The sequence below is a fragment of the Thermoanaerobacterium sp. PSU-2 genome (genome assembly GCF_002102475.1).
Classification (GTDB): domain Bacteria; phylum Bacillota; class Thermoanaerobacteria; order Thermoanaerobacterales; family Thermoanaerobacteraceae; genus Thermoanaerobacterium.
The window spans coordinates 17,232-31,693 of the sequence record NZ_MSQD01000015.1 but is presented as its reverse complement, the minus strand read 5'-3'; the positions used below and the strand labels follow the sequence as shown (position 1 = coordinate 31,693).

Below are 14,462 nucleotides of genomic sequence, written 5' to 3'. Positions count from 1 at the left end.
ACAATGAAAAGATTGAAGTTTAATAAAGACAATATCGGCTTGTATTTAATCTTACTATTATCAGCAATATTGAATTTTACCAATTTAAGCATTGAAGGATACGCAAACCAGTATTACGCTGCAGGTGTAAAAAGCATGAGCATGAGCCTTAAGAACTTTTTCTTTGTTTCATATGATCCGGCTGGGTTTGTCACGATAGACAAACCACCATTGGGATTTTGGATACAGACCATTTTTGCCAAGATATTTGACTTTAGCGGCATAAGCATATTGCTGCCGCAGGCCATAGCAGGCGTCGTGTCAGTAGCCTTAATATACGTCCTCGTTAAAAGGTATTTTGGCAAGACAGCGGGGCTTATATCAGCATTGGTTTTAGCCACAACACCTGTATTTGTGGCAGACAGCAGAAACAACACGATAGACAATATGTTGCTTATGACTCTTTTGTTTGCAGTTTTGGCCTTTATGAAAGCTTTAGATACAGGTAAACTTAAGTATTTGCTGTTAAGTTTATTTTTAGTAGGCGTTGGCTTTAATGTAAAGATGCTGGAAGCATACATGATAATTCCAGCAGTGTATATAACGTACATCTTAGCATCGAAGATAAGCGTTAAGAAAAGGATCGGCTATCTGTCATTGGCTACCGTTGTGTTACTTATTGTATCCCTTTCGTGGGCAATCATTGTTGACATGACTCCTCAAAGCATGAGACCTTATGTAGGCAGCAGCACAGACAATTCAGAATTAGAGCTTATTATAGGCCACAATGGGCTTGAAAGGCTTGGGCTTGGCAGAAACACAGGTTTCGGCGGTGGATTTGGCGGCGGCCGTATAGGAAACTTCAATGGCGGAGAATTCCGAAGATATTTTGGCAATTTCAACGGTCAATTTAATCAAGGTACATCAAGGACGTCAGTAGATACGGTGTCAAGCGCTACTAAGAATGGCAGTAGCTCAAATAGCGCTCAAAACACACCACCTGCAAACCAAGGCAATTTTCCAAGGTTTAATGGGCAAAATGGTGCAAATCCAAATTTCGCAGGCGGCAATTTTGGAAGGCCAAATGGCAATAGAGGCGGAATGGGCGGTATGTTCGGCGGAGATGAAAAAGCCAGCATATTGAGGCTTTTTTCAAACAACAGTTTGTCTGATCAGATAATATGGCTTTTCCCCATGGCCATCTTCGGATTTTTAGCAGAAATTTTAAGAAAAAGGCTTAAAAGGCCATTTGATGATGGTAGGAAGCTTTCATTGATATTGTGGATTTCATGGCTTGTACCTGTGTTTATATACTTTAGCTTTACAACAGGCATGTTCCATCCGTACTATTTGACGATGATGGCACCTCCTATAGCGGCACTTACAGGCATAAGCATCGTTTCAATGTGGGAGATGTACCAAGATGGCGGTACAAAGTCGTGGTTTTTGCCTTTATCATTTGTGGCTGACAGCTTAGTCGAACTTCTAATATTGTACTACCACTACAATACATCTAACATTACAAAGTACATCATGTTGTCTGTTGCAGTGCTTTCTATCGGATCGGCAGTAGTTTTGTCATTGATGACTTTTGCTAAGAATGGCGGATTTAAAGTCAAAAAGGCGATGCTTACAGTAGGTGTAATAGGGCTTTTGATAGCGCCTACTATCTGGTCAGCCACGACGCTATTTTATCCTATGAACGGTACAATGCCATCTGCAGGATTAGAGCTTATGACAGGTAGAAATAGGTTTGATTTCGGTGGCGGAGATATAAATGGCAGCACAGATTCTAAGCTTATAAGCTTCCTTGAGAAAAACAAAGGCAGCGCAAAGTATCTATTAGTCGTATCATCATCACAAAGCGCTGATAGCATAATCATAAAGACAGGTGAACCTGTGATGGCATTAGGAGGCTTCTCAGGATCTGACAATATTTTAACCCTAAGTCAGTTTAAAGAGCTTGTGAAAAAAGGCGAAGTAAGGTATGTGATGACAGGCGGAATGGACAGAGGCTCCAACAGTGAGATAATGAACTGGGTAAGAGAAAATGGAAAACTTGTGCCTATAAGCCAGTGGAGCAGCACAAATTCTACTCAAGGAGGCATTGGCTTCGGAGGATTTAGCAGAGATTTTGGAGAACTCTATGATCTTAAAGGTGTCAATGTCAACTGACATTGACACTTGGACATAAATATTTTGAAAGAAGGGATAGATATGTCTCATATAAAGTATTCTGTTGTCATACCTGTGTATAACGAAGAACTTCTTATTGAAGAATCGTACAGGCGGCTTAAAAAAGTCATGGACTCAACTGATGAGACTTACGAGCTTATATTTGTAGATGACGGCAGCCATGACAAGTCAGCAGAGATTCTAAGTGGGATAAGCATGAATGATAGAAATGTGAAGCTTATAAGCTTTTCGAGAAATTTTGGGCATCAGACAGCCATAACAGCCGGCATGGACAATGCCAAAGGCGATGCAATCATCGTAATCGACGCAGACCTGCAAGATCCACCTGAAGTGATATTAAAGATGATCGAGAAGTGGAAGGAAGGATACGATGTTGTGTACGGCAAAAGGGCGGAGAGAAAAGGGGAGTCATTCTTTAAACTTTTTACGGCAAGGGTTTTCTACAGATTGCTAAAAAGCCTTACAAATGTGGATATACCTGTTGATACAGGTGATTTTCGCTTGATAGATAGAAAAGTATGTGATGTAATGAATTCTATGACATCAATAAAAGAAAAAAACAGGTATATAAGAGGGCTTGTAAGCTGGGTAGGTTTTAAGCAGATAGGTGTAGAATACGTAAGAGATCCAAGGCTTGCAGGTGAAACGAAATACACACTTAAAAAGATGCTTAAGCTGGCCATGGACGGTATTACGTCGTTTTCGTATGCACCGCTTAAATTGCCTTTGAATTTGGGCATTTTTCTGTTAGTAACAGGATTTGCGTATTTGATTGTAGAGCTTGTCTTAAAAGTCGCAGGCGTTGATGTATCGATAGAAAATACAGTCATAGCTGTAAATATGATCTTATTCGGCTTAAACTTTTCGGTCTTAGGAGCATTCGGAGAGTACATCGGAAGGATATACGATGAAGTAAGGGATAGACCATTGTACATCATAGCCAGAAAGGTGGGTTTTGATGATGGAAAGACAGGAGAAACAAGATAATAGCAAAGCAGGGTTTTTGCAGTTTATAAAGTTTAATCTTGTAGGCATAGTAAATACTTTGGTGGATTTTTCGGTTTTCACCGTTCTTACGTTTTTTGGGATGTACTACATGGCGGCGCAGGTGATATCTTATAGCTGTGGTGTTGTAAACAGCTTTATCATGAATAAGTATTGGACATTTGGCGACAAATCAACTCCGCATGGATACGAAGTATTCAAATTTATCGCTGTAAATGGTGTGTCATTAGCGGTATCTCTTTCTATCCTGTATCCACTAAAGCCGGTTGTAGGAGTCATTTCTGCCAAGGTGATTGCCACATTGTTTTCAATGATGATAAACTTTGTAGGCAGCAAGCTTTGGGTGTTTAAGAAGGCCTAACGCAGATTGTCATGTAAAAATAAGGTAAAATTTAATTGTGTGATAAATTTATGATATAATGAAATGTGTATTAATGTGATGGGAGTTGAATAAATTGCCAAATGTCATTGTCATCATTCCGGCTTACAACGAGGAGAAGACCATCGATAGCGTCATCAATAACATAAAGAGAGTAAATAAAGATGTAGATATACTCGTTGTCAATGACGGTTCCAGCGATAAGACGTCCTTTATCGCTAAAAACAATGGTGTCACAGTCATAGATCTCCCTTTTAACCTTGGGATCGGTGGATGTATGCAGACAGGATATAAGTACGCTTACAGGTATGGTTATGATATAGCAATACAGATTGACGCAGATGGGCAGCACGATGCAAGATTCATAGATAAGCTTATAAAGCCCATATTAGAAGATAAGGCTGATCTTGTGATAGGGTCCAGGTATGTTTCAAAGACTAATTACAAAGGATCGTATCTGAGGCGAACAGGTTCATATTTCTTCACGCTTTTATTAAAAGCCTTGACGGGAAAAGCCATATATGATACTACATCAGGCTTTAGAGCAGCTAACAGGAAAGTCATTAAGTACTTTAGCGAAAGCTATCCTCAGGATTATCCGGAAGTCGAAGTTGTAGCAAGGCTTAGCAAAAGCGGATTTAAAATCATGGAGATACCTGTTGAGATGTATGAGAGATTGGGCGGACGTTCTTCTATCAATTTTAGGCGCTCAATTTATTATATGGTAAAGGTGACGCTGGCGATACTGATAAATTGCATCAAAACCAAAGAACAACAAAAAGCATAGGAGGTCTTTTTGTGTTTTTTAATGTCTACAGTTTTTCTTTAATTTTTAGCATACTGTTCTTAGTTATAATCGTAGTTGAGATAAAAAAAGGCAATCTTTTAGAGAAGTACAGCTTATTTTGGATATTTTTTTCTATAGTTATGATTGTAATATCAGCCAATTTGAGATTTTTAAATCTTTTAAGCCGTATGCTTCACATTTATTATGCTCCGTCTGTCCTGTTTCTCTTGGGACTTCTGTTTATCATCTCATACTGTTTTCACCTTACGTTGATAATATCTAAACAGACGGAAAGCATTGTTAAACTGACGCAGGAAGTGGCCATATTAAAGAATATGGTAGAAAAAAGCAGCAGAGATGTAGAAGGAGGCAAAGGCGATTGATATACTTACTTGTTGCAGTAAATGTTTTGCTTTTGGTGACGGGACAAGTGCTTTGGAAAATAGGCATTGGAAGTGCCAGCAGTTTTAAAGGCGTACTGATGTCACTCATGTCGCCGTACGTCATAAGTGGGATAATAGTATACGCATTAGCTACTGTCTTGTGGCTATACATTCTTGCAAAAGGAAAATTCAGCATCGTCTATCCTTTGCAGAGCACTGCTTATGCTTTAGGAGTATTTGTGGCATGGCTCATATTTAAAGAGACCATACCAATGACAAGATGGATTGGCGTAGTTCTCATCTTCGCAGGTGCATCGTTGATTGCGTTAAGATAGGAGGTAATCATGGCTATTAAACTGAAACTTAGCTCAAAGAAGTTTTTTGTCGCTGTTTCATTGATTGCTGTTTTAGCTATTGCTTTGTATTTGAGATTCCTATTTGTCTACAAAGTAATTCAGCCACCCCTTTCAGGTGATGCCAAGAATTACGACATAATGGTGAAACAGTTTTTGACAAAAGGCTTCTTAGGTTATATGTCAAATTCTCCAAATGCTTATGTGACACCGGGGTATCCTTTATTTCTCGCTTTAATCTACAAGATTTTTGGCTTTTCTAACGGTAGTCCGCTTCAAGCTGTAAGGATCGTGCAAAGTGTATTAAGCGTATTGACGGTTTTACTTATTTTTTTCATAGGTAGAGAAATCAGAAATAACAAAGTGGGCCTCATGGCTGCCTCAATATCAGCCATTTATCCTACATTTGTATGGGCATCTACGCTAATTCTTACAGAGACAGTGTACACTTTTGTTTTCATGGTGTATTTGTATTTGCAGGTTATTGCGCTTAAAAGACCTAAGGCGTATATAAATGTTTTAACAGGTATCTTATTTGGACTGGCAATCTTAATAAGACCTGCTGCAGCACCGCTTATAGTGATACCTTACATTTTAATGTACATCCAAAATAGAGATCTAAATTACACTGTAAGGAATTTTTTGCAGGTTTTAATCGGGTTCATAGTGATCATGATGCCTTGGTGGATTAGGAATATTGTGACGCTTCATAAGCTTATTTTATTTGCAACTCAAACTTGGAATCCAATGTTGGGAGGCGCCTTCCCTTTCTTCAATGGAATAGAGCATGTTCCACAGAACATTCGCTCCACTACGGATGTCATCAAATTCATCATAAAAGGCTTTGAGAAAAGCCCCATCTATTATTTTAAATGGTATACAATAGGCAAGTTCAATATAATATTCGGAAGCATGTGGTATGATCTTGACCCGAAATATCAATATTTGCAAAATATATATCTTATTCACAGCTTTGTGATGGCTATAGGTTGGCTTGGAGCATTTTATTCCCTTAGAAAATATGAAATACGTTTTATCGGCATATATGCTATTCTTGTGACGCTTATTCAGCTTATGTTTATACCGACTAATAGATATGCATTTTCAATCATGCCGCTTCTCATAATTCTCGCATCTTATGTGATTGATAAGCTGCTATTTGAAAAAAGCATTTGATTATTGTCGAGTCCTCTTTCTTGACACTTCCAATAGCTTTCTTTCCAGCTCATTTACGTCGTACTTCCTCTGTGGATATGAATTAAAGTAGTTTCTTGGTGCCGTATTTAATGATGAGGCATCTTTTAGTATCGATTTGTCTTTTAAGTAGTTTTGTATGACTTTTTCTAAGAACTTTGCTGGATATTTTATGTCCTTTCCCTTCATGCGAGATATGCACAGATTCATCTCGTCATCTGTAAGATGGTACTTGTCCTTAAGCATGCCTTTGTCTATGTACTTAGGCGCGTTTTCACTTTCTTGATACATCATATCATTGATATGATTGATAGATATACTATCAGAATTAATATCTATAATATCATTCATATCTGATATGATCATATTGTTTTCACTTTTTGAAAATGGAATGCTTTCAATGTTTTTAACATCATCTACCTTTTCACTATCTGAAATTCGGTTTTCAGTTTCTTTATCTGCGTATTCGCTTTTGTCGATGTATGGCATATGAGTGAAATCACCGATTGTCATATTTTGCCAATCGCAAAATTCGGTTATTCTACCGTTTTCGCCATATTTGTACGTGATGCCTTCGATGGATGTATTTTGTCTTAATGTGTAGTATTTCTTTTGCCGCAATTTGTCCTCGTTGTCGACGTAGCACACCAAAAATCCGTCTTTTATGGCATTTTTCAAGCTTTTACTTATGATGCCTGTAGATAGACCTGTGCCACTGTCTATTCTTTTGCCGTTTTCGTATTTTCCCTTCTGTATTTCATCTATAGTAAGTTTTACTGGAATGCACTTTCCATTCTTTATTGTATGCTTTGCGACGTACATTATGATTTTTAACTGTGAACCGGATATTGAAGATAGACTTTCAAAAAAATTCTTTGGCACTATCCCGTATTCTTCCTTAAAACCATTTATCATTTTTTAAACCCCCATTTTCATTTTTAAATAGATCTTAAATAGATGTTGCTTGAAAAATATTATTATAAGCGAACAATTAATGAAACTTTACATTTATAATGTAGTAAAAAAGTGAAAATCTTATATATAGGCAATTGACAAAAAAACATTTTCATTGTATAATCATAATTGAGCATAATCAATCAAAAATTATCATCTATTTTGAATGGATGTGATTGGATGTTTGGGGAAGAGCGCAGGATGAAAATAGCCGAGATACTAAGCAAGGATAAAAGCATTACGGTGTCTGAGCTTAGTGAGATCTTAGGCGTGTCAGAATCCACCATAAGAAGAGATCTAAAGATGTTGGAGATAGACGGGTTTATACAGAGGACACATGGCGGTGCCATATTGAATACGCATACACATTACGAGCCGTCGTTTGTTGAGAAAGAGGATTACGAGCTTCCATCAAAGATGCAGATCGGCAAGATGGCAGCTTCACTCATAGAAGAAGGCGATTCTGTAATCCTTGATGCTGGCACTACTACGCTGATGATTGCAAAATCACTTCAAGATATACATCTTACAGTTGTGACAAACTCTCCTATCATTGCCATAGAGCTTTCAAACCGCAATAATATTGAGCTTATAGTTACAGGCGGTATAGAGAGGCTTAATACAAAAGCGCTTGTTGGCCCTATAGCTGAGATGGTGATAAGGAATTTTAAAGTCGACAAAGCTTTTATCGGTGCAAATGCCATATCCTATGAGAACGGGCTTATGACACCAGATATCATAGAGGCAAACACGAAAAAGGCGATGATAGATGTCTCTAATGAAGTTTATGCAGTTGTAGACCACACCAAGTTTGGGAAGAAATCTTTTGTAAAATTTGCAGACATAAGCGATATAACTGCCATTATAACTGATGACGAGCTGGACTACGAGATAGTGAGAAAGTATGAACAGGCCAATGTGGATGTACTAAACTTTGGAAAGGATGTATTAGATGGTTACGACGGTGACGGTAAATCCGGCGATAGACAGGACGCTAATAGTAAATGAATTTAAAATAGGTGCAGTTAACAGGGTGTCAAGAACCATAATCGATGCAGGCGGTAAAGGCGTAAATGTCGCAAAAAACTTAAAAAATTTAGGCTGCGACGTTAAGTGTTTAGGCTTCATGGGACCAAACGGCAAGTACATCGAAAATGTCCTAAGTGAATTAGGGATAAAGTTTAACTTTGTACAAATAAAAAATGATATAAGGACAAACATAAAGATAGTTGATGAGATTAGACACACTTATACAGATATAAACGAAGCTGGTCCAGATGTTTCTCAAGATGAAATAGAAAAGCTGATTTTGAGCATAAATGAGCATGCTGATTTATCGGATGTGATTGTTTTGTCAGGAAGCTTACTACCTAACATGGATAAAGATTTTTACAGACAGATAATTGAGAAAGTCAGCGAAAAAGGCGTAAAAGTCATATTGGATGCTGATGGAGATGCTTTAAAGCTTGGCGTAGAAGGAAAGCCTTATATGATAAAGCCAAATATTCACGAGCTTAGAAGGATGACAGGGAAAAATCTTGAAAGTGTTGATGAGATTATTGAAGAAGGCATGAGGATAATTGAAAGTGGGATTTCAATTGTGGCAGTATCGATGGGTGGCAGCGGAAGCATCGTTGTGACAGAGGATAAAGCGTATAAAGTAAAACCCATAAAGGTTCAAGTTAAAGGGACAGTAGGAGCTGGAGATGCCTATGTGGCAGGTTTTGCCTATGGCTTAAGCGAGAATCTTTCCATAGAAGAAGCTATAAAGATGGCATCATCTGCATCTACATCAGTTATCATGAGGGAAGGCACTAAAGCTTGTTCTTTAAAAGATGTGGAAGAACTTAAAGAAAAAGTTGAGATTGAAGTAATAGAAAGGTGATAAACGATGATTGAAGAAATACTTGACAAAGACATGATGATATTTGATTTGAAATCAAAAGACAAATTATCTGTATTGAAAGAGCTTATAAAGCCATTGGCAGCAAAAGGAGCCATTGAGGACGAAGGCAAGTTTTTGGAAGTGGTATTAAAAAGAGAAGAGGAGTTCTCCACAGGCATTGGGATGGGTGTTGCTATACCGCATGGAAAAAGCAGTTTAGTGAAAAAGGCTTCATTAGTTTTTGGAAAGTCGAAAGATGGCATAGACTACAATTCGATGGATGGAAAACCATCGCATCTATTTTTTCTCATTGCAGCACCTGAGGATTCTGACAACCTGCATCTTAAGATTTTAGCTAAGCTTTCAAGGTCACTGATGCATGAGGAGGTGAGAGATGAACTAAATAAGGCTGAGACTTACGAGGATGTCATAAATGCTTTCAAAAATTATGAATAAGGGGGATTTTTGATGAAAAAGATTGTCGCCATTACTGCATGCCCTACAGGTATAGCCCATACCTATATGGCTGCAGAAAACTTGGAAATGGCAGGTAAAGAGCTTAATGTGGCTATAAAAGTTGAGACACAAGGGTCTATAGGGGCAGAAAATCAATTGACAGAAAACGACATAAATGAAGCGGATGCAGTCATAATTGCTGCTGCGACAAAAGTCGACAAGTCCCGCTTCGAAGGTAAACCTATACTGGAAGTTCCAGTTGAGGAAGCTATAAAAAATCCGAAAGAATTGATTGAAAAAGCATTGAAGATGGAAAAACCAAAGAATTACGTAGAAAAAGTGGAAAAGATTCACGAAGAAAGGGCCAGTCAAAGGACAGGCGCTTATAAGCACTTGATGACAGGTGTATCATATATGATACCTTTCGTAGTAGCAGGAGGTATATCCATAGCACTTTCATTCCTATGGGGATACAAGGCATTTCAGGTGCCAGGGACATTGCCTGCTGCCCTGATGCAAATTGGCGGTGGCTCTGCATTCGCACTTATGGTTCCAATACTTTCGGGATTTTTGGCTTATTCTATAGCAGATAGACCTGGACTTGTACCAGGTATGGTAGGTGGTATGTTAGCAGTATCAACTGGTGCAGGATTTTTAGGCGGTATCATATCTGGTTTTCTTGCTGGTTATACAGTCTACTACCTGAAAAAGACCATAAAATTGCCTAAGACGATGGAGGGCTTAATGCCAGTTCTTATACTACCTGTATTATCGACGCTTATCGTAGGCCTTCTCATGATATACGTTGTTGGTACGCCTATGAAGACCATAATGACAGGTCTTACAAATTGGCTTAAAGGCATGAGCTCTACAAATGCAGTCATATTTGGCGCACTATTAGGACTCATGATGGCATTTGACATGGGTGGTCCTGTCAACAAGACAGCATACACATTTGCAACAGGTCTTTTGGCGTCAAATGTGTTTATGCCTATGGCAGCGGTTATGGCTGCAGGAATGACACCGCCTTTAGGTTTGGCACTTGCTACAGTCATATTTAAAAATAGATTTACGAAAGAAGAAAGAGAAGCAGGTAAAGCGGCATGGGTTTTAGGTGCATCATTTATAACAGAAGGTGCTATACCGTTTGCTGCAGCAGATCCATTTAGAGTAATACCATCCATCATGGTAGGATCTGCAGTTACAGGCGCACTTTCCATGTTGTTCCATATAGAACTTAGAGCGCCACACGGCGGAATATTCGTAATACCAATCGCTGTATCAAATCCGCTTTTGTACATTCTTGCTATACTTGTAGGTATGGTAGTGACAGCCTTCATGATAGGACTTTTGAAAAAGAAAGTATCGTGATTTATATAAAACATCGCTCCAGAATATGGGGCGATGTTTTAGTGTGCCCGGCGTGGGTGGTAACTTGGCGGTGTGAGTTTGCTGTGGGCTTGGTAGAGGGAACCACTAGCTGAACCGCAAGGGTGTCCATCGTGAGGTGGAATCTGAAAGAAGCGGTAGGCAAAATCTCGATCTGAGGAATACGAACCAGATAAGAGGCTGAATTGGGGTGGACGAGTCTGCTAAACAAAACGAAGTCCAACACTACCCGAACCCCATACAGTAAATCTGGCAGATAAACGAGATGAAGGTTATTGTTCTTACCCGGAGAGGTCTCAAGGACAAGTCATTAAAGTGAACTCTGAAATGACAATCTATACAGTGATTTATGCTGAATCTTGAAAAAGTCAGTAGAGGCTATAGTACTTGTCTAGTCATGAATAGATAAGGAAGGACTGAACATTAGGAGGTTTTGGAAATCTTATGAACTATATTATTATGCTAAAATTATTTAAAAAGTATCAATTTTTACGTATAAAAGCCGAAAACACTATAATGTAGATAAAAAATATATAAGTTAATTTTAATATTTAAACTAAACTTATAAATGGAGGCTTTTAGATGAAAAGTATAAAAACGAAACTTCTTGTGTTTATAGCATTATTAATTTCTGTTTCATTGATAGTAACTGGATATTTTTCTATGAGCATTGCAGAAAGTGTATTAAAAACAAAGGTTAATGAATCCAATCAAGCTGCGTTAGAAGTATTCAATAGATACGTAAATTCTTTTAAAACGGATACGGAATCATTGTTAACTGCTGTATCAGAGTCGAATGAATTTATAAATTATGATGGAAGCAATACTTCAGAACAATTGATATTTAACAAGTTAGAAGAAACTAAAAAATCGATGCCTAATATATTATACGCGTATTTTGGAACGCCTGACAAAAAATATATTTTATATCCACCAGATCCAACATTAAAAGATTATGATCCTACGAAACGACCTTGGTATACAGAAGCAGTAAAAGCAAATGGCAAAATTATTTGGACTGAACCATATCAAGATTATGGTACAAAAGAGCCTATGATAACCATTGCTAAAGCTGTTATAAATTCCAATGGCAAAATGCTTGGGGTAATTGGTATTGATATAAGTTTATCTCAGCTGTCAAAAGATTTGTCAAGCATAAAATTAGGTCAATCAGGATATATATATGTTATAACAAAAGATGGCACAATAATTTCAGACCCTAATCAGAAACGGCTATTTACATCTATAAAAAAGTATAATTATGGAAATGAGCTACTTACAACAAATGATTCAATAGTTAGTTACATATCAAATAATGATTACAAATATGCAAGCATAAGAAATCTTAGTGATTTTAATTGGAAGGCTATAGTTGAAATGAGCAGCAGCAAATTAATGGGCGATCTTTCGAAAATACGTGAAACTGTGATTGTTGTGAGTATAATTGTACTATTAATTGGTTTCTTTATAGCATATATATTTGCAAATTCAATAACTTCTGGTATAAAAAAGGTAGTTAATGCAATGTCATTAGCATCTAAGGGAAACATATCAGTAAAAATTGATTTAAAATCTAAAGACGAAGTGGGTATATTAGCCAAAAGCTTTAATAATATGATCGAGCAAATTAAGAATCTAGTATTAAATATAAAAAATGTTTCTAATTCTTTGTCAGAGTCAGCTGTAAATATGTCAAGCTCATCTGAACAAGCTGCACAGGCTACGCAGGATATAGCTAAGGCAATAGAGCAAATGGCACAAGGTGCAATGAGCCAAGCGAAAGATGCAGAGGAAAGTGCAAATGAAGCTGTTCTGCTCGGTGAACTAATTGATAAGTCTGTAGGTGATGCTGAATCAATGAACAACGAAATAAAAAATGTTAATACTGTATCTAATGAGGGATTAACAACAATAAATAATTTAGTTGAAAAAACAAATATAACAATAGAAACGAACAATGATCTAAAGAAGTCGACAGATTATTTGATGGAAAAATCAGAAGAAATCAGCAAGATAATAGACATGATAACAGAAATCTCCGATCAAACTAAATTGTTATCTCTTAATGCTGCTATAGAAGCTGCAAGAGCAGGTGATGCGGGAAAGGGTTTTGCAGTTGTAGCTACAGAGATAAGAAAACTGGCTGAAAAGTCATCTGAAGCTACAAATAATATAACAAACTTAATAAAAGATATAAAGGATACTATTTCTGAGACTTATAAGACAGTTGAAACTTCTGTTAATTCAATAGAAGAACAAAATAATGCAGTTGATATGACGAGAGGTGCATTTGAAGGAATTATTTCTGCCGTCAATTTTATTGTAGAAAAAATAGATAATTTAAATGATTCTCTAAAAGAATTAGAAATTCATAAAAATAAGATTGTAAGTTCTGTTGAAGATATTGCTGCTGTTTCTGAAGAAACTGCGGCATCAACACAAGAAGTATCAGCATCTTCAGAAGAACAATCAGCTATCATTGAAGAAATGGCTTCAACGGCTAATCAGTTAAAAGAGTATTCAAATATTCTTAGTAAAGAAGTTGAAAAATTCAAAATAGATTAGTTAAAACTTAATAAGAAAATACATAAGGTTGGATATATTCAACCTTATGTATTTGTTAAACAGTAAAATATCATATCCTGAAAATAGAGATTAATTTATAGAAGGGATAGTTCTATTTTTAAAATCTCGATTTTTTTAGCAAAAGTTGGAGTTTACATATTTCAATCGCAATTTATTTAATCATTGATATATAAAAGGGCTTCGCTTTATATATTTTATTAGTTGCAAAATTTTTGGAAATTCATTTACTTTTTATAGTAAATATATTATAATATGTTAAGCATGTCCAAAAAGATTTCTTTAAGAAGATAAAAGCTTTTGGACATTGCTACAAGTGGTGCAAAATAAATCAATGTTAAATTTTTAATAATAGAGGGTATATCATGAAAAAATTATCTAAAAATGACATTGTTTTTGGTGTTATATATTTTTTAGCTGCGACATTATATTTTATTGCAGCAGAAACAATATGGAGACTGTCCGCAGAAATAAATTTATTTGTCAGTTTAGGGTTTATTGCTATTGCAACTGTATATAGGTACGCTAAGAAGAAAAGATTTTTTAAGGCAAAAAAATAGTATGGTTACAGTTTTAAAAAGAGGCACATTTTCAAATTGTAGCAGATAAGGGAACTGGTGTGCGTTAGTCATGGCTGCATAATTTTTATAAAATACCATATGTGTCTATTCAATATCCTTATTGACATTTATTGTGATAAGATATATAATAAATTACGAAGAAAGTGTTCACGTTAACAATTGTTTAGATATACTTACATAAGAAGCTAAATGAAACGGTTCAACCCAAAATATGTAAATTTAATGATTTTAAACTTGTATTATTTATTATTCATAGTATTATTTGCTATTGTTTTCTGTTGTTTTGCTAAATTTCTAAATCTTTATATTTTTCAATAAACATTTTTGGCAGCTAAAAT

14 protein-coding genes are annotated in these 14,462 nt (G+C 36.5%); 13 read left to right on the top strand and 1 reads right to left on the bottom strand.

Annotation, left to right across the window (positions count from 1 at the left end; translation table 11 throughout):
* Positions 1-3: 3 nt before the first annotated feature.
* The 7 genes from BVF91_RS11095 to BVF91_RS11065 all read left to right on the top strand — a co-directional run bounded on the left by BVF91_RS11095 (position 4) and on the right by BVF91_RS11065 (position 6,258).
* Complete coding sequence (locus BVF91_RS11095; protein ID WP_085113466.1) at positions 4-2,154, top strand: glycosyltransferase family 39 protein; 2,151 nt, start codon at positions 4-6, stop codon at positions 2,152-2,154.
* A 42-nt stretch (positions 2,155-2,196) separates the two neighbouring features.
* Positions 2,197-3,162: a glycosyltransferase family 2 protein gene (locus BVF91_RS11090; RefSeq protein ID WP_085113465.1), complete on the top strand. Its 966-nt coding sequence runs from the start codon at positions 2,197-2,199 to the stop codon at positions 3,160-3,162.
* Positions 3,134-3,541 (top strand): GtrA family protein, encoded by a 408-nt coding sequence (locus tag BVF91_RS11085; protein WP_085113464.1) that lies wholly within the window; start codon positions 3,134-3,136, stop codon positions 3,539-3,541. The genes BVF91_RS11090 and BVF91_RS11085 overlap by 29 nt, the downstream gene beginning before the upstream one ends.
* Positions 3,542-3,635: 94 nt before the next feature.
* Positions 3,636-4,346 carry a glycosyltransferase family 2 protein gene (locus tag BVF91_RS11080; RefSeq protein ID WP_085113463.1) on the top strand — a complete coding sequence of 237 codons (711 nt, stop codon included), beginning with the start codon at positions 3,636-3,638 and terminating at the stop codon, positions 4,344-4,346.
* Positions 4,347-4,357: 11 nt separating this feature from the next.
* The gene (locus BVF91_RS11075; RefSeq protein WP_045413114.1) at positions 4,358-4,729 is read left to right on the top strand and encodes a DUF2304 domain-containing protein; all 372 of its coding nucleotides are present in this window, start codon (positions 4,358-4,360) and stop codon (positions 4,727-4,729) included.
* A complete protein-coding gene (locus tag BVF91_RS11070; protein WP_085113462.1) occupies positions 4,726-5,064 on the top strand; it encodes an EamA family transporter in 339 nt (112 codons plus the stop codon). Before BVF91_RS11075 ends, BVF91_RS11070 begins: the two co-directional genes overlap by 4 nt.
* A gap of 9 nt (positions 5,065-5,073) precedes the next feature.
* Entirely contained in the window at positions 5,074-6,258 is a 1,185-nt protein-coding gene (locus tag BVF91_RS11065) for an ArnT family glycosyltransferase (RefSeq protein ID WP_085113461.1), read from the top strand.
* On the opposite strand, the gene BVF91_RS11060 is transcribed toward BVF91_RS11065, so the two are convergent.
* The gene (locus BVF91_RS11060) at positions 6,259-7,191 is read right to left on the bottom strand and encodes a hypothetical protein (RefSeq protein WP_085113460.1); all 933 of its coding nucleotides are present in this window, start codon (positions 7,189-7,191) and stop codon (positions 6,259-6,261) included. It abuts the gene before it with no gap.
* Positions 7,192-7,410: 219 nt separating this feature from the next.
* Here BVF91_RS11060 and BVF91_RS11055 point away from each other — a divergent pair, with 219 nt between their 5' ends.
* From BVF91_RS11055 to BVF91_RS11030, 6 genes are all read left to right on the top strand, one after another.
* A complete protein-coding gene (locus BVF91_RS11055; protein ID WP_085113459.1) occupies positions 7,411-8,238 on the top strand; it encodes a DeoR/GlpR family DNA-binding transcription regulator in 828 nt (275 codons plus the stop codon).
* Positions 8,183-9,115: a 1-phosphofructokinase gene (gene pfkB, locus BVF91_RS11050; RefSeq protein ID WP_085113458.1), complete on the top strand. Its 933-nt coding sequence runs from the start codon at positions 8,183-8,185 to the stop codon at positions 9,113-9,115. Before BVF91_RS11055 ends, pfkB begins: the two co-directional genes overlap by 56 nt.
* 6 nt (positions 9,116-9,121) lie before the next feature.
* On the top strand, positions 9,122-9,571 hold the full coding sequence (locus tag BVF91_RS11045; RefSeq protein WP_085113457.1) for a PTS sugar transporter subunit IIA: 450 nt from the start codon (positions 9,122-9,124) through the stop codon (positions 9,569-9,571).
* Positions 9,572-9,583: 12 nt separating this feature from the next.
* On the top strand, positions 9,584-10,942 hold the full coding sequence (locus BVF91_RS11040) for a PTS fructose transporter subunit IIC (RefSeq protein WP_085113456.1): 1,359 nt from the start codon (positions 9,584-9,586) through the stop codon (positions 10,940-10,942).
* Positions 10,943-11,542: 600 nt separating this feature from the next.
* Entirely contained in the window at positions 11,543-13,525 is a 1,983-nt protein-coding gene (locus BVF91_RS11035; RefSeq protein WP_085113455.1) for a methyl-accepting chemotaxis protein, read from the top strand.
* A gap of 383 nt (positions 13,526-13,908) precedes the next feature.
* Positions 13,909-14,103, top strand: coding sequence for a hypothetical protein (locus tag BVF91_RS11030; protein WP_085113454.1), 195 nt, complete (start codon positions 13,909-13,911; stop codon positions 14,101-14,103).
* Positions 14,104-14,462: the final 359 nt, after the last annotated feature.